The organism is Pseudomonas sp. PA-1-6B (genome assembly GCF_021609545.1).
Lineage (GTDB): Bacteria > Pseudomonadota > Gammaproteobacteria > Pseudomonadales > Pseudomonadaceae > Aquipseudomonas > Aquipseudomonas fluorescens_BV.
This window is the reverse complement of record NZ_WJZM01000025.1, coordinates 61,806-82,030: the sequence shown is the minus strand read 5'-3', so window position 1 is coordinate 82,030 and position 20,225 is coordinate 61,806. Positions and strand designations below refer to the sequence as shown.

The following is a 20,225-nucleotide window of genomic DNA, read 5'->3' as shown; positions in this document are numbered from 1 at the left end:
GGGGCTGACCGGCGGATTTCGGCCAATAGCCGACATTCAGATCAGCCCATTGAAGAAATTACTCGGAGGTCCAAACGTTCCACCACTCGATCTCGCCGCGTCCTTAACCATCGATATCGCCGTTACGGATGGCCATCCTGATGGCTTGTGCTGTCGTTGTCACGCCCAGACGTCGGCGCGCTGAGCGCAGGTGATTTTCAACCGTACGCTCCGACAAACCGAGAGTTGCTGCAATATCCGCTTGCCGTCTTCCGGCAGCCGTCCATTCCATGACTTCACGCTCTCGCGGGGAAAGGCTTTGTAACGCTTCGTCCAGTGGAGCCTCAAGCAACCGCCTAGCTGCGAAAAAAGCGGCCGTCGCAACCAAGCTTAGTCCCAAGCGAACCCGCGCGCTTCCATCCACCGGCTCACCCCCCAAGCTCATCGCGCCCTCAAGCCCCTGCGGGCCGAAAACGGGTACCTGCAACCCCTGAATCCCTGGGTCACCTGGAGAACGAATCACCCGGTAGCGGTCTTCTCCATTGACCTGCTCTTTCTGCCAGAAGAAGGATTGCCGAGCATTCAGAAGGTGGCGAGTCACCGGACAATGTCGAACATAAGTCTCGGCATCCACCGATCGACCGTTATCGAACCAATCGCCTTCGACCCAGTAGATATGCTCAACCACTTCTTCACTTGCCGGCGATGCAGAAAACAACACGAATCGATCATAGCCGTAGGGCGTGGCAAAACCCCTGACGGCTTTCTTGATTGATTCAAGTGTGCGCGCCGTCTCTATCTCCAGAGCAGCTCGCATCGCTGTTTCTGCCGGTCCGTCGCTCACTACGATGCGACCTCTTTCAACAATGCTTCAACTGCCAACTTGCCCAGATTATTGCCTGCCAGTGGGCTGTCGCCGGTCAGCAACTTGCGGTCTTGGAGCGTTGCACCTGAAATATCCTGGTTGACGATCTCAACTCCCATGGCTTTCAATTGCTCACCAAATTTCCAGGTCAAATGCCCAGGCATATAACCGATGTCGGGCGTTTTTGCGTCGAGACTGTCTGGAAATGCGCAAATCTTGTAGCCGTTGAAAATGTAGGAATCCCTCGACTCTCCAATACCCGCCGCGAGCATTGCTGCTGGGCCGTGACATAGGGAAATCACAAATTTGTCGTTGGTGATTGCCCAATGCAAAGCCGCTTTCACGTCGGCACTCTCCGGCAATCCAATCAGCGCGCCGTGTCCGCTGGGTATGAAAACCCCGATGTAATCCGAATCCTCGCCCAGTGCCTTTTCGACCACATCGGAAAGCTTCAAGGGTTTTTTGAACTGTTCGCGGTATTTGGCGTAGAAATTCTTTACCTCGGTATCTTCGGAAGGCATGGCCCAGAACTCAAACTTCACCGGATTGCCTGACAGGGTCGCAACGTCGAACGCGAAACCGGCTTTGTCGAGGTGGTACATGGGTAGCAACGTCTCGACCGGGTGATTACCGGTGGAAAACATGGTGCCGTTGTCGGTCAGTAAATAGCGCTCGTCGGCGCCGATCAGCAATATCTTCCAGCGGCCACCTTGGTAAGGATTAGGGTAATCCGCGTCACTCAAATCAGATTTTGGCGAGGTAAATTGGCTTAGCGAGTATGGAGAGGGGAAAAAGGCATTGTCCTCTGCCTGATCCGGAGTGGGGCGCTTGTCGTCACTCTGCAAGGTAGTCATGGTTTTCTCCTACGAATGGGCCGATTGTCGAAATCAATCCTAATAGCGTGACGTAGGCCCAGCAATGAGGGTTTTCCCTCAAAGAAATTTTCCGCACCCATACAGTACGCCGATCGGCTGCTTTTGGCCGACGGCTGTCGTTGGACACTGGCCGTTTTCCACCCAAGCGGTCATGCGGTGTCGACCAACCGTCGCAGTATCTCCACCAGATACGGTCGTGTGTATCGTTCAGATGGGGCTATGTGTTCCGAGTCCCCCAAGTGCTGATACTCTCCCTCATCAAAAGCCAGATAGATGTTGAATGCTGGCTGCGGCATCGCCTCCTCCATACCTACATCGAAAATGGCAGTGAACAGACCGTTCATTATGTCATCGCCAACCTCATACGGCATTTCACTCAGAACAAATCGTCGGGCAACTTCGATCGAGAGGGCATTCAGAAGTTCGGCCGGGCGCAGCCCTAGATCCCGGCAGTAAACCGATAAGCCGGTTAGTTCCAGCCGGCCTCTTGTGCGATGCTCAACAGAGCCTCGACTTCAGTGTGCTGGATTGCTTTGATCATCGGCGCCCTCGCCCTGGCTGTTTTTAGTGAGCAGCTGCGTGACATTGTCGTCGGCTGCGCCGCCACGCAAGTATGCCTATAGCAATGCTCAGGGTGGAATTCCATGGGCGTTAAGGCTAGCCCTTGAGGTAGGGCGTCACGGTGTCTTCCAGGATGGAGATCAGTTCAGAGTCCATGTAGCGGTAGTCGTCGGGAATATCCAGGACGTGCAGTCGCTTGTGTTCAAGCAGACGTGAATACTCCGCCTGGAGCCGCTGCTGGTGCTTACGCTCCATGACGAATATGACATCAGCCCAGCGTATATCCGCCGGGCCGACCGGCCTGCGTGCATTTGAGCTGGTGCCTGCCGAGCGGGCTTCGAAGCCCGATCGGCGGCGCCACAGAATTTCCGCAGTAGGACTGCGCCATTGATTACGGCTGCAAATGAACAGAAGGTTGGTCATTATTGGTCCAGTAATTGGCGGGTGGTGCGAACGGGATAGCATATGCCGAGCTGGCGCGCCCCCTTCAACTTTTTGGCGCGCCTGTACAGCAGCTTCCAGTTTTTTTCTGGCTTGAACACAAGTGGTTGTGCTGCCTGGTTCTTGCCGCGTTTACGGACTTGCTGGCGTCTCCAGGCTCTGGTTCTTTCCATGATGGTTTCCTCGTGGGTACCGGGGTCAGCAGCCGCGGTAATACGAGTCCGAGACAGGATAAGAGGAATAGGGAAACGTTGCGAGACCTGTTTGTGTCAGTAGGCTGATTTCGACCCAAAGCTGCCTTCTAGCATCCAGGTCAGATATTGTAATTACTGGGGAGACAGCAGATCTCAGACTGTCATACAGGCGGAAAGTCCTCATACGATTTTGGGAAGTATCCCCAAACTCTCAGAACGTCGGCGCGCACGTCAAACTCGAATCCAATTTGTGCAACCACCTTCGATATTTCGTCTGTATGGTCAATGGTTGTACGTGCAAGCAGCCGTCCTTTTGAGGGGACTGCTTCCGACAAGCCAATGTCGAACCATTCGACGGACGCAAATGGAAACGGTAAATGGTAAAACCACTCGACATCCCACTCCGAGACATATCCTGTGACGCACTTGGATCGGTAGGACGGACGCCACCCCTGAAGTTCGCGGAAATGATTGATCAGCTCATCCCACTTGGTATTGTTCGATGCGCTTGCCAAGTTTCTCGCAGCCACGGCAGCATTGATTTTATTTCGTGTTGCATCATCATGGCCCGCGCCGGCCCTGGGTAGTTCGCTCATATTCAGTCCTATCGATTTTTGGTGTTCAAGAATGAATGATCGCTTCTGGCCGATTGTACCCGTTGCGAATGTCTGCAATGGGGCTGTTGAATTACCTTTTAGAAAGCCGCCGCATCGTTGATAGCTGCCTCATATGCATGCTTCTCAAATGTGAAGGGGCCAACACTGTCTATGATTTGAGGCTCGTCATAGCCGTTCTCGTAAGCAAAGGAATCCCACGTGAAACAGTCATCGTTTTGGCGAACATATACTGAGTAGGCGCCACACACTATGTCGCCGCACTCGGGGCAGATGTAAAGGAGGATGCGACCACTTTCTGTTTCAGCGTGTTCGCGTAAAAGTAGGCGAGAGTTAGATAGGCTGTTTGGCTCCGGGAAGCCCTTGACGAAACAGCCCATGAAATTTGAATGACCACCATCAGCTAAGACGAGAGCATTGAGCAACGAACGTCCGTTAATCAGAAAATCGATGGAGAATCGTTCGGCCACGGTGCAGCCATTTGAGGAACTTCCCGGACGAAACAACTGTTGAAATGTGAGGGAACTGGTGTCCATTCCTGCTAACCATTTTATGCACTGAATGTGCGTGGGATTACATACAACATTGAAGGGGGGGGGCACGGCAAGCTTCATCGGGTGATTGACCGCTTTTGGCCGTTTGCAGCCAATGAGTCAACGCAAGGTTGTAACCGGCACGGATGGACCAAAGCTCATACACCGCCCACTCGCGTTTTCGTTCCAGCCTGCCCGCAAGCGCATCGCCTTGACCTCCTTATCTGTTCCGCCCTCTTCATGGCCTTTCCCCACGCTGTCGCGTCTTTTAAGCTTGCTGAAACGTTTCATCGAGTTTATAAATCACAAACAACTCCAATAAAGGCGACTGCCATGACCCCGCTAAAACTCCTCGTTGCCCTCAGCGCACTCTCTGCCGCATCCCACGCCCTGGCCTGGGACTACGTGCTGCTCGACACCGACAAAGCCGCCCAGAACTGGCAGGTCACCAGCCAGCAGCTCGGCATCCAAACCGACAAACCCTTCAGCGTTACCCTGCGCACTTTGCACGGTGGTCGGCAGGAGGGTGTGAGCATTGTTGATATCGATAACGGCACGATGAAGCTCTCAGTGGTGCCGACGCGTGGCATGAACGTGTTGCAGGCGTCGGTTGGTGATGTGCGCATGGGGTGGGATTCGCCGGTCAAGGAAGTGGTAAATCCGTCCTTTATCGAGCTCAATGGCCGTGGTGGTCTGGGTTGGTTGGAAGGGTTCAATGAGCTGGTCACCCGTTGCGGCTACGAATGGGTCGGGCACCCTGGCATCGACAACGGCGAGTTGCTGACCCTGCACGGGCGGGCCGCTAATATTCCTGCGAATAAAGTCACCCTGCATATCGATGAAAAGCCGCCCTACGCCATCACCCTGCGCGGCGAGCTGAAAGAGCAGGCGTTCAAGAAGGTCGATTTCTCTGTTGCGACCGAACTGGTCACCGAGCCTGGCAGTGTGGTGTTCGCCCTCAACGACACGCTGACTAACAATGGCGATTATCCGAAGGAATACCAGGCGCTGTATCACAGTAACTTCAGCACGCCGTTCCTGGAGCAGGGCGCGCGGTTCGTTGCGCCGGTGAAGCAGGTGTCGCCCTTCAACGACAAGGCCAAGGGCGAACTGGCTGACTGGCAAACCTACCGTGCGCCGACCAAGGACTATGACGAAACGGTCTACAACGTGGTGCCGTATGCCGATGCCAAGGGCGATACCTTGACGGTGTTGCATAACAAGGCCGGCAGCCTGGGGGTTTCGGTGGGTTTCAATACGCAGACACTGCCGGTGTTTTCCCTGTGGAAGAACACCGATACCCAAGGGCAGGGCTATGTGACGGGGCTGGAGCCGGGGACAAGTTTTTCGTACAACCGTCGTTATCAGCGGCCACTGAACTTGGTGCCGACAATCGGGCCGAAGGAACACAAGCAGTTCCGTATCAGCTACAGCTTGTTGGCGGATAAGGCGGCTGTTGAAAAGGCCTTGAAGCAGGTCAGCGAGATTCAGGGTGGGCGGGAGACAGAGGTGCGGCAGACGCCATTGGTGGATCTGACCAAGGGGTGACATGGGCTGGAGCCTTCGCGCGGGCCCCGGCGCTCTTCATCGACGCCGGAACCCGCGCCCTGCAACTGTCATCGATGGGCATGCATACTGAAATAGCCGTATTTCAGGAGCCTATCCGTGATTCGCAGAGCATTACCCACCGACGCAAAAGCCATTGCCCAGGTGCATATCAGTAGTTGGCAAGACGCCTACCGAGATCTGATGCCTGCCCAGTTCTTGAGCGGATTGCAAGCAACGCTGGCTAGGCGCGAAGCCCATTGGGTACGCTCGATTGCCTCGGGTGAGTCAACGGTATGGGTCGCCGAGGTGAGCCAGCAGGTGGTTGGCTGGATAGCCGTGGGCGCCAGCCGTGACGAAGACGCCGTGCAGGCCACTGCAGGTGAGGTCATGGCCATCTACGTACTCGCTGAGCATTGGCACACCGGCGTCGGGCGGGGCTTGTGGAATGCCGGCTTGCAGGACCTGTTGGCGCAAGGCTATGAGCGTTTAACGCTGTGGGTCTTGGCCGGTAATGAAAGGGCAATTCGATTTTATCGTCGAGCGGGGTGTGTCGAAGAGGCCGGGACTGAGCGCCATCTTGAGAGGGGCGGTGTTGCGCTGGTGGAGGTGAGGTATGGCTTGCCGTTGAGATAGCACAGGTATCTACGCAACTTGGGCATCAGTTGAATCGTTGTCGGCTGCCAGGCCGCCTTCGCGAGCAAGCCCGTTCCCACATTTGGATCGCGGGGCATCAGTTATGTCAGCGTCGGCTGCCAGGTCGTCACGGGAGCAAGCTCCCTCGCCACAGGTGCAGCGTCGTACTGAAGTTAGGTGGATACCTATGCCGATGACGGTCATCTTCACAGGCGCATTCACACCTTCCTCATGTCTTACGCGCAGTCAACAATACCGCCGCGGCTGCTGACAACAAACCTGCGCAGCAGCGATTGAACAGGCGCTTGCCCTTCGGCTCGGCAAACCAGCGGCGCATATGCAGGCCCATATAGGCGTAGGCGCTGATAGCCACCCATTCCAAGGCCAGGAACATCACACCCAGCAGGGCAAATTGCGCAGTGATGGGTTGGCCGGGCACCACGAATTGCGGGAGGAAGGCGGTGAAGATCAGGATCGCTTTGGGGTTGCCCGCCGCCACCAGAAATTCCTGCCGCGCCAAGGCCCACAGGCCCACCTTCCTCGTTGCGGTGTCCACCTGCTGCTGCGGGTCTGCGCGCCATAGCTGATATGCCAGGTAAAACAAATACGCCGCGCCGAGAATCTTGATCCCGTAGAACAACAACTCCGAGGTTTGCAGTACCACCGCCAAGCCAGCGGACGCGAGGGCGATCATGCCGGCGAAGGCCAGCAGACGGCCGAGACCGGCGAGGCAGGAGGTGCGGTAGCCATAGCGGGTAGCGTTGCTCACGGATAGCAGGTTATTGGGGCCGGGGGCCATGTTCAGGGCGAAGCAGGCGGGGAGGAAGAGGGCGAGGGTGGCGAGGTCCATGGCGGCTCCGGGTTGGTAGGTCGTAAGGCATAAAGCGTGGGTTAACACTCCGTGGCTGGGCTTATGGCCCCGCGAGCGCATCAGGTGTCAGGATTGGATGAGTGCTTGGCTTCAGGGGTTGCGCCAAATAACCGATCGGCAATTTGCCTGCCCCGTTCCAAGCCTTCCTGCGTCAACCAAATGGACTTGTTTTTGTTCACCGGATTACTGATAAAACCTTGCTCGTGGAGTCGGTTCATTATTTGAAAGTCATGGCCTTTCCATGAGTTGCCGTTATCAAAGCCGAAGGTGGTCAGCAGGGCAAGTACGGCTTCCTCAATCAGTTTTTCGTCGTATTCCATATTGGGTACTCCGCTTGAGTGACACAGCCCCTGTTGAGTTTACGCTCAACATTACGCAGCACTCCACACCGCTAACTCATACCCATCCGGATCGGTGAAGTGGAACCGGCTGCCACCGGGAAACGAAAATGTCTGGCGGGTTATCACCGCACCCAGCTGTTGAAGCCGCTGCTGCACACTGTCCAAGTCATCTGCGTACACGATAACCAAGGGGCCGCCCGGCCGCACAGGCTCGCCGGTGGTGAAACCACCCGTGAGCCGGCCATCGCTGAACTCGCTGTAGGTGGGGCCGTAGTCGACGAATGTCCAGCCGAATGCAGCGCCGTAGAAGGCTTTACTGCGGGCAATGTCGCTTACGTTGAATTCGATATTGTCGATCTGTCGGTCTCTACCGCGAGTACTCATGGGGGCTTCCTTGGCCGGTGTGCAAGGCCGGAGTGTAGCGTACCTCACATCCTATTCATTCACCGGTAGGGCCTTTGTGATTAGGCAGTATCTCTGAACACTGCATCCAGCCAAGGTGTGCTTATCTTTGTCGAGGGCCACTCTAGAATGGCGGCGTACTTCTCCCAATTAAAGGAATGTTGTCATGCCTAATCATTCAATCAACGGCAAGGTTGCACTGATCGCGGGTGGTGCGAAGAACCTCGGCGGGTTGATCGCCCGCGATCTGGCCAAGCATGGCGCCAAGGCTGTGGTCGTGCACTACAACAGCGCTTCCAGCCAGGCTGACGCGAACGCAACCGTCACCGCAATTGAGGCGCTAGGCGCGAAGGCTGTGGCCTTGCAAGCAGACTTGACCACGGCGGGAGCGATGGAAAAACTCTTCAACGATGCCGTCGCGGCAGTCGGCAGGCCGGACATCGCGATCAATACCGTGGGCAAGGTGCTGAAAAAGCCAATGGCTGAAATCACGGAGGCGGAGTACGACGAGATGATGGCCGTCAATTCCAAGACTGCGTTCTTTTTTATCAAGGAAGCCGGCAAGCACCTCAATGACAATGGCAAGATCTGCACTATCGTCACTTCACTGCTGGGCGCTTTCACGCCCTTCTACGCCGCGTATGCCGGCAGCAAGGCGCCGGTAGAGCAATTTACGCGAGCGGCGGCGAAGGAGCTGGGCGTTCGGGGTATTTCGGTCACAGCAGTAGGGCCGGGGCCGATGGACACGCCGTTCTTCTACCCGGCCGAAGGTGAGGATGCGGTCAGTTACCACAAGACGGCTGCCGCGCTGTCGCCGTTCTCGCGCACGGGCCTGACAGATATTGAGGATGTGGTCCCGTTCATCCGTAACCTGGTCAGTGACGGCTGGTGGGTGACTGGCCAGACAATTTTGATCAATGGCGGCTACACCACCAAGTAAACGGTCAACGCACAGGCGCAGACGTGGTGAGCGCCGATCGATCCGTGCCCCCCGAGCATTGAGAGCCCATGGATAGAATCGAACAGTACCGCGTCTTCGTTCAGGTCGCAGAGCTTGGCAGTTTCATACAAGCGGCACGGCTGATGAGGCTGCCACGCGCAAGCGTGTCGGCCGCCATTCAACAGCTGGAGGCCAATGCCGGCACTCGACTGCTGCACCGGACAACCCGCAAGGTCTCCCTGACCGCCGATGGCACCCAGTTACTGCTGAAGGCGCGCCAGGTCTTGCTGGACATCGATGATATCGACCAACTGTTTAACAGCCATCAGGAACAGGTCATGGGCCGTCTGGAAGTGGACGTGCCCAGCCGCATAGCGCGGCGCCTAGTGATGCCTGCGTTGGCCGAGTTTCTCCGCCGCTACCCTGGGCTCCAACTCGGCCTGGGCTCCACCGATCGCGCCATTGATTTGGTACAGGAAGGCGTTGACTGTGTCATTCGTTTTGGCACCCCGCAGAACAGCAGCCTGGTGGTGAAACCGTTGGGCAAGGTGTTGCTGGTCAATTGCGCGAGCCCCGCCTACTTGGCGGAATTCGGGGTGCCCACACAGCCTTGCGATCTGCAAAACCGGCATGTCTGTATCGGCTACAGCACGAGCGCAGGCGGGCAGGAAACGGCCTGGGAATATTGCGTCGATGGCACCGCGCAGGCTGTCATGATGCCGAGCCGTGTGGTGGTCAATAATGCCGAAAGCTATATCGCAGGATGCTGTGCAGGGCTTGGCTTGATTCAGGTGCCGTTGTTCGATGTTCAGCATTTATTGGACAGCGGCGAATTGGTGGAGGTGATGGCGGCCTATCGGCCGGCCCCCATGTGCGTTTCAGTCCTGTACCCGACTCGCCGCCAACGCTCTCGTCGCCTTGGCGCGTTCATCGATTGGTTTGCCGCCTTGATGGCTCCGCATCTGGAACCTTGATGCACTCAAGCGCCCTGCCCACCTGTTCTCTCTGACTCGCCATGTTCCGGGTTGGGCTCAAGGATGAAACCTGCGGCCCAACGCATCCAGCCGCACCGCGATCGGTGGCAGGCGTTCGCTGCTGCGGGCGAGTGTCTCGACGTCGTCGGCGGTGTTCTGGGCGATGCTTTGCACCGACTGCAAGCGCTCGACGATCTCCAGGTTGGCCGAGGTCTGCTCGCGGGTGGTGGTGACGATGTGGCCGTTTAGTTGGTCGATGTGCGCGATGTCCTCGCCCACCGCCCGTAGCATGTCCACCGCCTCTTGGCTGTCTGCCACGCAGCGCTCTACGCCTTCGCGGCTGGCGTGCATGGCTTCGACGGCTTGGCGGCTGCCGTGTTGCAGGCCCTCGATGATGCTCTTGATTTCCTGGGTGGAGAGGGCGGTGCGCTGGGCCAGGCTGCGCACTTCATCGGCCACCACGGCAAAGCCACGGCCTTGCTCGCCGGCGCGGGCGGCCTCGATGGCGGCGTTGAGGGCCAGCAGGTTGGTCTGGTTGGCGATGCTGCTGATCACTTCCAGCACCGAGCCGATTTGCTCTGCCTGCACCGCCAGGGATTCCACGGTCGACTCCGTGCCGTTGATGCGCGAGGCCAATTGGCTGATTTCATGTTGGGCGCGGCCGACGCTTTCCTGGCCGCGCACAATCTGCTGGCTGGCCTGGCCTGCATGTTCCACTGCCTGTTCGACCTGCACCGTAATGTGGCCCATGGCGTCTTCCATGCGCTGCATCGAGCCGGTCATTTCGCCGATCTGCGCCAGTTGATGCCGTGCGCCTTTTTCCAGGGTGCCGCTCGCGCTGGCCAATTCCTGGCCGAGCTGGCCCAGGCCATGGGAGTCGCGAGCGACGCCGTCGATCAGGTGGGTGAGTTGCTGCAGGAAGTGGTCGAACCGCTTGGCAAGGGATACGTGGGCCTTGCCTTCACCTTGGGCGGTTTCCACGGTGAACTGCGAGGTAACGGCGAGCATCTTCTCCAGCATTTCCTGGCTCTCCACCGCTTCGGCCTGGCTATGGACGGCCAGGTAGAGCAGGGCGACGGTCTCCATCACTACATAGAAGGCGTGGACGAAGACCATCGTCCAGCCGCCGTGATGCTCCATCACAAACACCGGGAAACCCTGGTGTTGCAAGGCATGAAACACCACGTGATGCACCGCGATGGTCAGTGCCGCCACCAAAATCGGCAGCCAGTCACGGTAGAAGGTCAGCACCGCCAACAGCGCGAAAATGCCGAAGTGGGATTCGATCACCCCGTGCGCCTGGTTGATGTGCAACGCCGCCATCACCATCAAACCGGCGCCCAGTGCACAGCGCATCACGCGGGTGCCGCCGATGACGCGATACAGCGCCGTGAGCACCACGCCGGTGCCCCCACCCACGATCACGGCCTGTATGAGGGTGTCGTGCCAGAACGCCAGGCCGAGGGAGAACAGGCACATCAGCCAGATCAATGCCAGCATGATGCGGTCGGCCTTGCGATAGTGCTCTAGGAAACGGACGGGCATTCACTCTTACTCCATGAGAGGGGGGCGTCGAGGTCAAACAAGCACGCGGTGTGCCACACAGGCGCGCCGCTGTGGAGTCAAGCAGATGTTCAGGATTGTTGCCGGTTACCCACGCGTTATCGGCATGTGGGCGTGGGACTTTAAGAGCGGCTGCCCGAGCGGGCAGCCGAGGTGGGCATGAGGCTCAGAAACTGTACTTGGCGGTCAGCATCATGTTGCGGGGGCTGCCATAGGAGTCGCCGCCATAGTCCACATCGTTGGAGATGGACTGGTAGTAGTGGCGGTCAAAGATGTTGTTGGCGTTGAGTTGCAAATCCAGGTGCTGATTGACCCGGTAGCCCGCCATCAAGTCAGTGACGGCGTAGCCGCCTTGCTGGAGCCGGTAGTTGCTGCCATCCGCTAGCTTGATGTCGTTGTACATGCGGCTCTGCCAGGAGATATTGCCGCCGACGCGGAGTTTTTCCAGCGGGCCCTGGAAGTTGTAGCGGGTGGTCACTTTGAACAGGTGTTCCGGGATGTCGGTGTCGAACTGCTTGTTGACCTTCTGCGGGTTGGCGTCGTCCTTGATGGTGTGGGTGCGCGCATAGGTATAGCCGCCGCCGACCTGCCAGTTTTCGGTCAAGGCGCCTTGCAGTTCGAAGTCGATACCCTGGCTGCGGATTTCGCCCGAGGCTTCTGCACAGGACGCCTGCGGGCAGTTGGGCACTACCACGGCCACGGCGCGGTTTTCCTGGTCGACGCGGAACAACGCCACGCTGGCATTCAGCGCGCCACCAAAATATTCGCCTTTGATGCCAACCTCATAATTTTTACCGACGATGGGCTTGAGTGGGCTGCCGGCTGTGCTCTTGTCTTTTTGCGGCGTGAAGATGTCGCTGTAGCTCACGTATACCGAATGCTGGTCGTCCAGGTCGTAGATCAGGCCGGCGTAGCGGGTGAGGTTGCGGGTGACCTTGTAGTCGCCGGCGCCATCACGGTTGTCGTAGTCGTACCAGTCCAGGCGCGCGCCGAGGATCAGCTTCAGCGGGTCGGCCAGGCTCAGGCGGCTGGTCAGGTAGAAACCGTCCTGGGTGGTGATTTCGCGTACGTTATTGGTGCGGGTGAAGTTCGGTTTGCCCGCACTGATCGGCCAGTTGAGGTCGTACGGGCTGTAGTTGTGGGTGGTCATGTCGTAGATGCGCTTGCTGGCGCCCACCACCAGTTCATGGGTACGGCCGAACGCCTCGAACGGGCCGCTGGCAAAGGCGTCGAGCCCGGCCTGGTTTTCATCGTAGCTGGCCTGGTACACCGTGCGGGCCAGGGTGTCGTTGGTCCAGCGCGATTGGTAGGAGCCGGAGAACAAGGCGTTCTGTTCGGCATAGTTGGCGTTGACCTGCAGGCTCCAGTCGTTGGCCAGGCGCTGGCGCAGCTCAGCGAACACGGTGTTGATTTCCTGGTCCTTGTTCTCCCAATCGGTGCCTGGGTTATAGGAGCGCGACAGGCCCAGGTGGCGCCCATCCAGGCCGACCATCGAAGCGCCCCAGAAGTAGTTGGTCTTGTCCTTCTGGTTCGAGTAACCGAGGGTCAGGGTGGTGTCTTCGCTCAGGTCGGCTTCGGTGACGGCATAGAACAGGCCATGATCCTGCTCGGCCTTGTCGATAAAACTGTTGGCATCGCGGTAAGAGGTGACGACGCGGCCGCGCCAGGTGCCACTGTCATTGAGCGGGCTGGAGGCGTCGAGCTCGCCGCGGTAGTCGTCCCAGCTGCCGACGGCGCCGGTAAGGGTGACTTTCTGCTCATCCAGTGGCCGCTTGCGGATCAGGTTGATGGCGGCCGAAGGGTTGCCTGCGCCGGTTACCAGGCCGGTAGCGCCGCGCACCACTTCGACGCGGTCGAACATTGCCAGGTTCGGCTGGGCGCCTACCGACGCACCGTTGTAGCCGCTGGGGATACCGTCATACATGAGGTTGTCGATATCGAAACCGCGTGCAGTAAAGGCTTGTCGCCCAGGGCCGTTGGAGTAATTGAGGAACAGCCCCGGCGTGGCGTTGACCACGTCGTTGATGCTGGTCATGGCCTGGTCATCCATGCGCTGGCGCGTGATTACGGTGACGGCCTGCGGGGTTTCGCGCAGGGTCAGCGGCAATTTGGTCGCGGTCTTCATCGAGCCGGTGGTGTACGACTCGCTGCCTTCGGTGGTTGCGCCGAGCTGTTGGCCCGAGACCTGGGTAGCGCCCAGCTCGATGGTGGCCGGTGCTTCGGCGTCGGCGGCAATGGCCGCATTGGAGGTTGCTAAGGCGATAGTGATTGCCATCAGACTGGGTGTAAAAACGTTGCCGCCGCGTTGTTGCACAGACATGAAAGTAGGGCTCCCCAAGTGCCTTCCGTGGCGAATAGTAAATCTGTTGATAATTATTCGCATCAGTTTGGCAGATTGAGTCTGTAGGGAAAAGCCCAAATTCTGTAGGAGCGAGCTTGCTCGCGAAAGACACACAGGCGCCGCGTTGATTCCGGAAACCCGCGTTATCGTTGAGGTTTTTCGCGAGCAAGCTCGCTCCTACAGGGTGGTGTTCAGGTGAACAGGATTTCGTAGGGCTCGCGCATGCGCTCCAGCAATATCTGCGCGAGCATCGGCGGTAAGCCAATTTGTGGGTCACCCACCAACTGGCTGGCGTAGGCATGGGCGGCGTGCAGCTTGCGCGCGACGGTCCAGGTGTCCAGGCGGACCTTGCGTGCACGCTGCCAAGGCATTACCGCGCTTTCCCGGGCCGGCCAATGCCAGGCCCAGATCGGCAGTTCATACAGTTGCGCACCTACCAGGCTGCACGCCTTGGCACTCGCGCGGCCGACGGCGTCATGGTCATCATTGCCGTCGTTGCGCCAGGTGGTAAACACCACGTCGCCAGGTTGCAGGTAGCGCGCGATGAATTGGCTCATGGGCTGTTCGCGGGCGGCCAGTGCATCATCACAAAACCCGCCACGAATCCATTTCAGGCTGTGCAAAGGCATACCCAATCGGCGCAGGGCCTCTGCACTTTCCTGAGGTCGCACCACACTCAAGCGGCTGGCCGGCCATACCTGAGAGCCGGGATGGCTGGCGCTGCCATCGGTGATGGAGATCAATTGCAGTGGATGCTCGCGGGTGCTGAGCAGTTGCAGCAAACCGCCGCATGCCAGCACTTCATCGCCCGGGTGAGGGGCGATCACCACGACGCGAGCACCGGGCGGTACCAGGCTGTTCAGGGAAATGATGGGGGTTTGCGCCAACTGCGGCGCACTGTTCCAGATTTGCACGGGGCCGCGACGGCCTTCGCTTAAGGAGGCAGGCTTCATGGGTGTCACATCCTTGTCGGTTGATACCGGGTCGTGCTCCGTTGACGGGACGACGCTCTTGTCTTCACCGCAGGCTCCGCTGGGGTGAGTGCACGGCATGCCAATCCAGGAATGCCATGCAAGGCGTTAGGAGCATAGACAGGCATGGGTATCTGCACAACTTTGATGCGATGTTTGCTGGGCTGACGTCATCGCAGGCAAGCCAGCTCCCACAGCGGGCTATGTTGCCCACAAAATCAGCACCTGGCACAGATCCCTGTGGGAGCTGGCTTGCCTGCGATGACGGCGCCCCAGCCGACAGGGATATTGCATCAGTCAGCTGTTAAACGTTTTTGTTTTCACCCAGCCCGCATCAAGCTCTTCAAGTAATCACCAAACCCACCCTCAGCCCGGCAATCCAGTCGCGCACTGGTCACCACTTGCGGCGCATGGCTCCAGGCAATGGAGGCACCGCAACGCTCCAATTCACGTACCAGCTGTACATCCTCGTGGCATTCCAGCGGTTCAAACCCACCGGCCTCTACATAGGCGCGGGCACTCACGCCCAGGTTGGCCCCATGAATATGCCGATGCCCATCGCGGGCCTGGTAGGCCTGCTGATAGCGAATCTGCGCGGCCGGGTCGAAGCCTTCGCTCCAGGTGTCCACGGTGACTGTTCCACACACCGCGTCGCAGCCTTGGGCCAGTTGGGCCACCAGCCAATCAGGGGCGACACGGCTGTCGGCGTCGGTGCAGGAAATCCACCGCGCGCCTTGCTCGAGCAAGTACCCTGCACCCACGCCGCGGGCGTGGCCGACATTGCGCGCCTGCACGTGAAGGCAATGCACCTGATGGGCCTGGGCAATCGCTGCACTGGCGTCGCTGCAACTGTCGAGTACTACCAGAATCTGTACCGCTTCCCCCAGCAAGCCCGGGTGGTCGGCGGCGATCCGCGCAGCCCTCAGGCAATCATCCAACAGGGCTTCTTCGTTATGTGCCGGGATCAGAATACCGATCATCGTAAACCCTCATGGCGAGCGACCGAGGTGCCGTCGAGGCTCCACAGGTCGAGCAGAAAATCCGGGTCCTGGTACTGAACCAACGGGGCTACACCCAGACGCTGTTGCAGCACGGCGTGGACCTGTTCGGCGGTTTGCGGGCAACCGTCAATGGGCACTCGCCAATGACAGGCCAGGATTTGCCCGTCAGCGGTCAAGGCGGCGAGGGCGCAATCGATCAGACGATTAAAATCACCTACATCAAGGTAATAACAAAGCTCACTCAATACGATCAGCTCGAATTGCCCGCCGGGCCATTGTTCCGGCAGGCGACGCTGCTCCACCCGGGCATGAGGAAAACACTCCAGCCGCGCTTGTGCCAGCCGTACCGCCGCAGTTGCAGTGTCGCAACACAGCAGGCGTTCACAACGCGGGGCCAGCTCGGCACTCAGTTCGCCGTTGGCACAACCCGGCTCGAATATCGACGCATAGCGCGGCCGCGTCAGCACGGCCAAGGTCAGGGCGCGCTTGCGTTGTTCGTACCAGCGCTGACGAAAAGCCCAAGGGTCGTCATTACCCGCAAACAACTGGTCGAAGTAGGGGGTTGCCACACTCATACGAACACCATCTCAAAAGGTTGCAGCAAGCGCTCCACCACATAGGGCGCCAGCACCGCAGGCAAACCGATTTGCGGGTCGCCCTCCAACTGGCTGGCGAAGGCGTGGATCGCATGGCGTTTGCGGGCTACTTGCTCGGCGGTCAGCGGGATCTTGCGCGCCCGATGCCAGGGCACCTTGTGGTCTTCGGCGGTGGCCCAGTGCCAGGTCCATACCGGTAGTTCACACAGCGCTGCACCGACGGCCTTGGCTGCCTTGGCGCTGGCGCGGCCCACGGCTTCATGGTCGCAATGGCCATCCTCGCACCACGTCGCAAACACCACGTCGTTGGGTTTGAGGTGGCGCTGGATAAATTCGCAGAGCTGGGTTTCGCGCTCGGCCACATGGCTGTCGGCAAACCCGCCGCGCAGCCATTTCAAACTGTGCAGCGGCAAGCCAAGGCGGTGCAAGGCCTGGGCCGATTCCTGCGGACGCACCACACTCAGACGCTCCACTGGCCAGCGCCGGGAGCCAGGGTGGCTGGCGCTGCCATCGGTGACGGAGATCAACTGGATAGGGCGGTCCAGCGCAGCCAGCCCTTGCAGCAGACCACCACTGCCCAGCACCTCGTCATCCGGATGCGGGGCGACGATCACCGCTCGATGCCCTAGCGGCACCAACTGCGCCACACTGATGTGCGGCAACTCGGCCAATCGTGCGCTGTTTTGCCAATGGCTCAACGGGGTGCCCTGGCCAACAATCGGATTGGGCCTCATAGCGCCCATCTCCCAGCGGGCTCGCTGGCGACCTGCTCACCGAGGGCGGCCAAGTCGCGTTCAGCATGACTTTGCCGCACATACACCGGTAAATCGGCCATCAACTGGGCAAAGTGCGGATCCTTGCAATACGGCCCGGCGCCGACCGCACGGCCCACATGCTGGATCACCTGCTCGACGGTGTCCTCGATACAGGCACGCGTCTGTTGCGCCAGTTGCCGCGCATCAGCACGAGGCTCGCGGTCGATCTGCGCGGCGCTGGCGCGTAACACGCAGGCAGCGCTGTTCAGGGCGCTGTCGACCGCGCCGAGGTGGGCCAGTGCATGGGGCTCCGCACGCTTGGCACATTGGGCGCGCAGCACTTCACCCAGGCGTTGCGCCGCGCCGTACCAGCACGCGGCAATGCCGATCCCACCGTGCCAGAAGCCCGGACGGGACAGATAGTCGCCCGGGCCGCCCACGGCAATCCCCCTGGCGGCGCTGAACAGGATGTCGACGCTACCGGTCGCCGCCATGCCCACCGCCTTCCAACCCTCGTTCGTCACCCTGATGCCCGGTTGATCCATCGCCACGGCTACCAATTGCTGGCGGTCCTCTTCGTCCCAGGCCGTCAGCAAGCCATGGCTGACCACCGCCGCACCGGAACACCAGGCTTTGCGCCCCTCGACGAGCAGCCGCTGGCCGTCGCGACGCACGCGCACCTTGGCCGTCGGCGGCTCGGCCGCCCACATGCCCCAGGTGCTGCCCAGCGGCGGCAAGGGGCTGTCGAGTTCGGCAATGATCGCCAGGGCATCGGTATGGCCTTCGAACAACTTGCACAGGCGCAGGTCATGCCCGGCCACCTGGGCCAACTGGCTCAGGCGGGACAGGGTCTGGCCGCTGCCCGGCAACGGCAGTTGATCAAGGCCTTCTTCTTGAAGGGCCCTCAGGGCATTACCCAGGGCTTGCGTGTCGGCATAGCCCCGGTAGCCCTGAAGGAAACCGTGCAACGCCATTTCACACCTCGCCTTCGTGCTGCAGTTCAAACAGCAGCAGCGAGCGAGCGGTGACCGCGTACTCATGCTCGAAATCAAAGCGTTCCTGGCCACGCACAGCCGGGTCGTTGGTGTCGAGCAGGCACGTCCAGAACTCGCCCTCCGGCACCGGCGGCAGGCGGAAATTGACCAGGTCGTGATGGGCGTTGACCACCAGCAACAGCGTGGCGTCGGCCCCGGCACGACGAATCCCGGTTTCCTGGGCGCGGCCATCCATCAACATGCCCAGGCAGCGGCCCTGGCTGTCTTCCCATTGCTCGGTAGTCATTTCGTTGCCATCCGGCGCCAGCCAGGTGACGTCCTTCACGCCGATGTCTTCGTTGTAGTCGCCCACCAGGAAGCGCCCACGCCGCAGGATCGGGTACGCCAGACGCAGCTTGATCAGACGCTTGACGAACTTGAGCAGCGCCTTGCCGTCATCGTCCAGGTCCCAGTTGACCCAGCCGATCTCGCTGTCCTGGCAATAGGCGTTGTTGTTGCCGTGCTGAGTGCGAGCGAACTCGTCCCCGGCGACGATCATTGGCGTGCCCTGGGCCAGCAGCAAAGTGGCGAAGAAGTTGCGCATCTGGCGCAGGCGCAGCGCGTTGATCTCCGGGTCGTCGGTAGGGCCCTCGACGCCGTGGTTCCAGGACAGGTTGTTATTGCTGCCGTCCTGGTTGTTCTCGTCATTGGCCTCGTTATGTTTGTCGTTGTACGACACCAGGTCGTGCAGGGTGAAGCCGTCGTGGGCGGTGATGAAGTTCACCGAGCTGTAAGGCCTGCGCCCGCGGTGGTTGAACATCTCGCCCGAAGCGGTCATGCGCCCGGCGAAATCGGCGAGTTGGCCGTCGTCGCCTTTCCAGAACGCACGCACGGTGTCGCGGAAACGGTCGTTCCATTCCACCCAGCCTGGCGGGAAGTTACCCACCTGGTAGCCGCCGGGGCCGCAGTCCCAGGGCTCGGCGATGAGTTTCAACTGGCGCAGTACCGGGTCCTGGCGGCACGCCACGAGGAAACTGTGGCGCTCATCGAACCCGTCGCGGTAGCGCCCGAGGATAGTCGCCAGGTCGAAGCGGAAGCCGTCCACGTGCATCTCGGTGGCCCAGTAACGCAGGGAGTCGGTGACCATTTGCAGCACGCACGGGTGGCTCAGATCCAGGGTATTGCCGGTGCCGGAATCGTTGATGTAGAAGCGCTTGTCGTCGGGCATCAGGCGATAGTAGGAGGCGTTGTCGATACCGCGCATCGACAGGGTCGGGCCGCGCTCGTTGCCTTCGGCGGTGTGGTTGTAGACCACGTCCAGAATCACTTCCAGCTTTTGCTCGTGCAGGTGCGCGACCATCTCCTTGAATTCGGCGATCTTGCCGCTGGCCAGATAGCGTGGGTCGGGGGCAAAGAACGCGATGCTGTTGTAGCCCCAGTAGTTGGTCATGCCTTTTTCCAGCAGATGCTGGTCGTTGACGAAGGCGTGCACGGGCAACAGCTCGACCGAGGAAATGCCAAGTTGGCGAATATGCTTGAGCACGTCATCTTCCATCAGACCGGCGCAGGTGCCCCGCACCGACTCGCCGACCGAAGGATGACGCATGCTGATGCCGCGCAGGTGGGTTTCGTAGATGATCGTGCGGTCCCACGGCACCCGTACCGGTTGGTCGTTACCCCAGGTGTGTGCCGGGTCGATGACCTTGCACTTGGGCACGAAGGGCGCACTGTCGCGCTCATCGAAACTGAGATCGTCGTCCGGGTGGCCGATGGTGTAGCCAAACAGCGCTTCGGACCATTTGAGTTCGCCCACCAGTTGCTTGGCGTAGGGGTCGATCAGCAGCTTGTTGTGGTTGAAGCGATGACCATTGGCCGGGTCATAGGCACCGTATACGCGGTAGCCGTAAATCAGCCCGGGGTGAGCATCGGGCAGGTAGCCGTGGAAGATCTCGTCGGTGTATTCGGGCAGTTCGATGCGTTCCAGTTCGACCTCGCCGGTGTCGTCGAACAGGCACAGCTCCACCTTGGTGGCGTTGGCGGAAAACAGCGCAAAATTGACACCCAGGCCATCCCAGGTGGCGCCGAGGGGGAAGGGCAAACCTTCACGGATCCGCGACGGCTCATGAACCGGCGTCGCTGTGGTGTTGTCGGGTTTGCTCATCGAGTTGCTCCTGCAAAAGGTCTTTTTTCGGGCCGAACGCCGCCGTACTGACGGTGCTTCAGCGCATGGCTTGGACGGAAAAGGGCCTGCAG

At 59.7% G+C, this 20,225-nt stretch carries 20 protein-coding genes; 4 read left to right on the top strand and 16 right to left on the bottom strand.

What is annotated here, in order from left to right; translation table 11 throughout:
- Positions 1-103: 103 nt before the first annotated feature.
- The 5 genes from GIV35_RS14110 to GIV35_RS14085 form a co-directional block, all read right to left on the bottom strand.
- Complete coding sequence (locus GIV35_RS14110; protein ID WP_236265644.1) at positions 104-823, bottom strand: PA1136 family autoinducer-binding transcriptional regulator; 720 nt, start codon at positions 821-823, stop codon at positions 104-106.
- Positions 823-1,698: a glyoxalase III HchA gene (gene hchA, locus GIV35_RS14105; protein WP_236265643.1), complete on the bottom strand. Its 876-nt coding sequence runs from the start codon at positions 1,696-1,698 to the stop codon at positions 823-825. The genes GIV35_RS14110 and hchA overlap by 1 nt, the downstream gene beginning before the upstream one ends.
- A gap of 678 nt (positions 1,699-2,376) precedes the next feature.
- Positions 2,377-2,703, bottom strand: coding sequence for a low molecular weight protein tyrosine phosphatase family protein (locus GIV35_RS14100; RefSeq protein ID WP_073521540.1), 327 nt, complete (start codon positions 2,701-2,703; stop codon positions 2,377-2,379).
- 373 nt (positions 2,704-3,076) lie between these two features.
- On the bottom strand, positions 3,077-3,511 hold the full coding sequence (locus GIV35_RS14090) for a DUF6678 family protein (protein WP_073521538.1): 435 nt from the start codon (positions 3,509-3,511) through the stop codon (positions 3,077-3,079).
- A gap of 98 nt (positions 3,512-3,609) precedes the next feature.
- Positions 3,610-4,065 (bottom strand): hypothetical protein, encoded by a 456-nt coding sequence (locus GIV35_RS14085; protein ID WP_236265639.1) that lies wholly within the window; start codon positions 4,063-4,065, stop codon positions 3,610-3,612.
- A 330-nt stretch (positions 4,066-4,395) separates the two neighbouring features.
- Between GIV35_RS14085 and GIV35_RS14080 the strand changes: the two genes are divergently transcribed.
- Together GIV35_RS14080 and GIV35_RS14075 are read left to right on the top strand one after the other, a co-directional pair.
- Positions 4,396-5,610: an aldose 1-epimerase family protein gene (locus GIV35_RS14080; protein WP_223023521.1), complete on the top strand. Its 1,215-nt coding sequence runs from the start codon at positions 4,396-4,398 to the stop codon at positions 5,608-5,610.
- Between the two features lie 117 nt (positions 5,611-5,727).
- Positions 5,728-6,243, top strand: coding sequence for a GNAT family N-acetyltransferase (locus tag GIV35_RS14075; protein ID WP_236265638.1), 516 nt, complete (start codon positions 5,728-5,730; stop codon positions 6,241-6,243).
- A gap of 229 nt (positions 6,244-6,472) precedes the next feature.
- Here the strand turns inward: GIV35_RS14075 and GIV35_RS14070 are convergent, their stop codons facing one another.
- From GIV35_RS14070 to GIV35_RS14060, 3 genes are all read right to left on the bottom strand, one after another.
- On the bottom strand, positions 6,473-7,093 hold the full coding sequence (locus GIV35_RS14070; protein WP_105226957.1) for a LysE family translocator: 621 nt from the start codon (positions 7,091-7,093) through the stop codon (positions 6,473-6,475).
- Between the two features lie 80 nt (positions 7,094-7,173).
- On the bottom strand, positions 7,174-7,434 hold the full coding sequence (locus GIV35_RS14065; RefSeq protein ID WP_236265637.1) for a DUF6429 family protein: 261 nt from the start codon (positions 7,432-7,434) through the stop codon (positions 7,174-7,176).
- A 51-nt stretch (positions 7,435-7,485) separates the two neighbouring features.
- Positions 7,486-7,839, bottom strand: coding sequence for a VOC family protein (locus GIV35_RS14060; RefSeq protein WP_127882220.1), 354 nt, complete (start codon positions 7,837-7,839; stop codon positions 7,486-7,488).
- Between the two features lie 184 nt (positions 7,840-8,023).
- Between GIV35_RS14060 and GIV35_RS14055 the strand changes: the two genes are divergently transcribed.
- On the top strand, positions 8,024-8,797 hold the full coding sequence (locus tag GIV35_RS14055; RefSeq protein WP_105226955.1) for an SDR family oxidoreductase: 774 nt from the start codon (positions 8,024-8,026) through the stop codon (positions 8,795-8,797).
- 68 nt (positions 8,798-8,865) lie between these two features.
- Positions 8,866-9,771: a LysR family transcriptional regulator gene (locus tag GIV35_RS14050; RefSeq protein ID WP_054919234.1), complete on the top strand. Its 906-nt coding sequence runs from the start codon at positions 8,866-8,868 to the stop codon at positions 9,769-9,771.
- 57 nt (positions 9,772-9,828) lie between these two features.
- Here the strand turns inward: GIV35_RS14050 and GIV35_RS27510 are convergent, their stop codons facing one another.
- The 8 genes from GIV35_RS27510 to glgX form a co-directional block, all read right to left on the bottom strand.
- Positions 9,829-10,521: a methyl-accepting chemotaxis protein gene (locus GIV35_RS27510; protein WP_256204046.1), complete on the bottom strand. Its 693-nt coding sequence runs from the start codon at positions 10,519-10,521 to the stop codon at positions 9,829-9,831.
- Between the two features lie 979 nt (positions 10,522-11,500).
- On the bottom strand, positions 11,501-13,654 hold the full coding sequence (locus GIV35_RS14040; RefSeq protein ID WP_236265628.1) for a TonB-dependent siderophore receptor: 2,154 nt from the start codon (positions 13,652-13,654) through the stop codon (positions 11,501-11,503).
- A 212-nt stretch (positions 13,655-13,866) separates the two neighbouring features.
- Positions 13,867-14,628 carry a PIG-L deacetylase family protein gene (locus tag GIV35_RS14035; protein ID WP_096142909.1) on the bottom strand — a complete coding sequence of 254 codons (762 nt, stop codon included), beginning with the start codon at positions 14,626-14,628 and terminating at the stop codon, positions 13,867-13,869.
- 338 nt (positions 14,629-14,966) lie between these two features.
- Positions 14,967-15,626 carry a glycosyltransferase gene (locus GIV35_RS14030; RefSeq protein ID WP_105226951.1) on the bottom strand — a complete coding sequence of 220 codons (660 nt, stop codon included), beginning with the start codon at positions 15,624-15,626 and terminating at the stop codon, positions 14,967-14,969.
- Positions 15,623-16,222, bottom strand: a complete 600-nt coding sequence (locus GIV35_RS14025; protein ID WP_202691871.1) for an SAM-dependent methyltransferase — start codon at positions 16,220-16,222, stop codon at positions 15,623-15,625. Before GIV35_RS14025 ends, GIV35_RS14030 begins: the two co-directional genes overlap by 4 nt.
- A complete protein-coding gene (locus GIV35_RS14020) occupies positions 16,219-16,977 on the bottom strand; it encodes a PIG-L deacetylase family protein (RefSeq protein ID WP_236265629.1) in 759 nt (252 codons plus the stop codon). Before GIV35_RS14020 ends, GIV35_RS14025 begins: the two co-directional genes overlap by 4 nt.
- Positions 16,974-17,972, bottom strand: coding sequence for an acyl-CoA dehydrogenase family protein (locus tag GIV35_RS14015; protein ID WP_105226948.1), 999 nt, complete (start codon positions 17,970-17,972; stop codon positions 16,974-16,976). Before GIV35_RS14015 ends, GIV35_RS14020 begins: the two co-directional genes overlap by 4 nt.
- A gap of 1 nt (position 17,973) precedes the next feature.
- A complete protein-coding gene (gene glgX / locus GIV35_RS14010) occupies positions 17,974-20,133 on the bottom strand; it encodes a glycogen debranching protein GlgX (protein WP_054897376.1) in 2,160 nt (719 codons plus the stop codon).
- Positions 20,134-20,225: the final 92 nt, after the last annotated feature.

What these genes read in the sequence shown, in the direction of transcription:
- hchA (WP_236265643.1), bottom strand. Translation starts at nt 1,698, where the DNA reads ATGACTACCTTGCAGAGTGACGACAAGCGCCCCACTCCGGATCAGGCA.
- GIV35_RS14100 (WP_073521540.1), bottom strand. Translation starts at nt 2,703, where the DNA reads ATGACCAACCTTCTGTTCATTTGCAGCCGTAATCAATGGCGCAGTCCT.
- GIV35_RS14090 (WP_073521538.1), bottom strand. Translation starts at nt 3,511, where the DNA reads ATGAGCGAACTACCCAGGGCCGGCGCGGGCCATGATGATGCAACACGA.
- GIV35_RS14085 (WP_236265639.1), bottom strand. Translation starts at nt 4,065, where the DNA reads ATGGACACCAGTTCCCTCACATTTCAACAGTTGTTTCGTCCGGGAAGT.
- GIV35_RS14080 (WP_223023521.1), top strand. Translation starts at nt 4,396, where the DNA reads ATGACCCCGCTAAAACTCCTCGTTGCCCTCAGCGCACTCTCTGCCGCA.
- GIV35_RS14070 (WP_105226957.1), bottom strand. Translation starts at nt 7,093, where the DNA reads ATGGACCTCGCCACCCTCGCCCTCTTCCTCCCCGCCTGCTTCGCCCTG.
- GIV35_RS14065 (WP_236265637.1), bottom strand. Translation starts at nt 7,434, where the DNA reads ATGGAATACGACGAAAAACTGATTGAGGAAGCCGTACTTGCCCTGCTG.
- GIV35_RS14060 (WP_127882220.1), bottom strand. Translation starts at nt 7,839, where the DNA reads ATGAGTACTCGCGGTAGAGACCGACAGATCGACAATATCGAATTCAAC.
- GIV35_RS14055 (WP_105226955.1), top strand. Translation starts at nt 8,024, where the DNA reads ATGCCTAATCATTCAATCAACGGCAAGGTTGCACTGATCGCGGGTGGT.
- GIV35_RS14050 (WP_054919234.1), top strand. Translation starts at nt 8,866, where the DNA reads ATGGATAGAATCGAACAGTACCGCGTCTTCGTTCAGGTCGCAGAGCTT.
- GIV35_RS27510 (WP_256204046.1), bottom strand. Translation starts at nt 10,521, where the DNA reads ATGGGCCACATTACGGTGCAGGTCGAACAGGCAGTGGAACATGCAGGC.
- GIV35_RS14040 (WP_236265628.1), bottom strand. Translation starts at nt 13,654, where the DNA reads ATGTCTGTGCAACAACGCGGCGGCAACGTTTTTACACCCAGTCTGATG.
- GIV35_RS14035 (WP_096142909.1), bottom strand. Translation starts at nt 14,628, where the DNA reads ATGAAGCCTGCCTCCTTAAGCGAAGGCCGTCGCGGCCCCGTGCAAATC.
- GIV35_RS14030 (WP_105226951.1), bottom strand. Translation starts at nt 15,626, where the DNA reads ATGATCGGTATTCTGATCCCGGCACATAACGAAGAAGCCCTGTTGGAT.
- GIV35_RS14025 (WP_202691871.1), bottom strand. Translation starts at nt 16,222, where the DNA reads ATGAGTGTGGCAACCCCCTACTTCGACCAGTTGTTTGCGGGTAATGAC.
- GIV35_RS14020 (WP_236265629.1), bottom strand. Translation starts at nt 16,977, where the DNA reads ATGAGGCCCAATCCGATTGTTGGCCAGGGCACCCCGTTGAGCCATTGG.
- GIV35_RS14015 (WP_105226948.1), bottom strand. Translation starts at nt 17,972, where the DNA reads ATGGCGTTGCACGGTTTCCTTCAGGGCTACCGGGGCTATGCCGACACG.
- glgX (WP_054897376.1), bottom strand. Translation starts at nt 20,133, where the DNA reads ATGAGCAAACCCGACAACACCACAGCGACGCCGGTTCATGAGCCGTCG.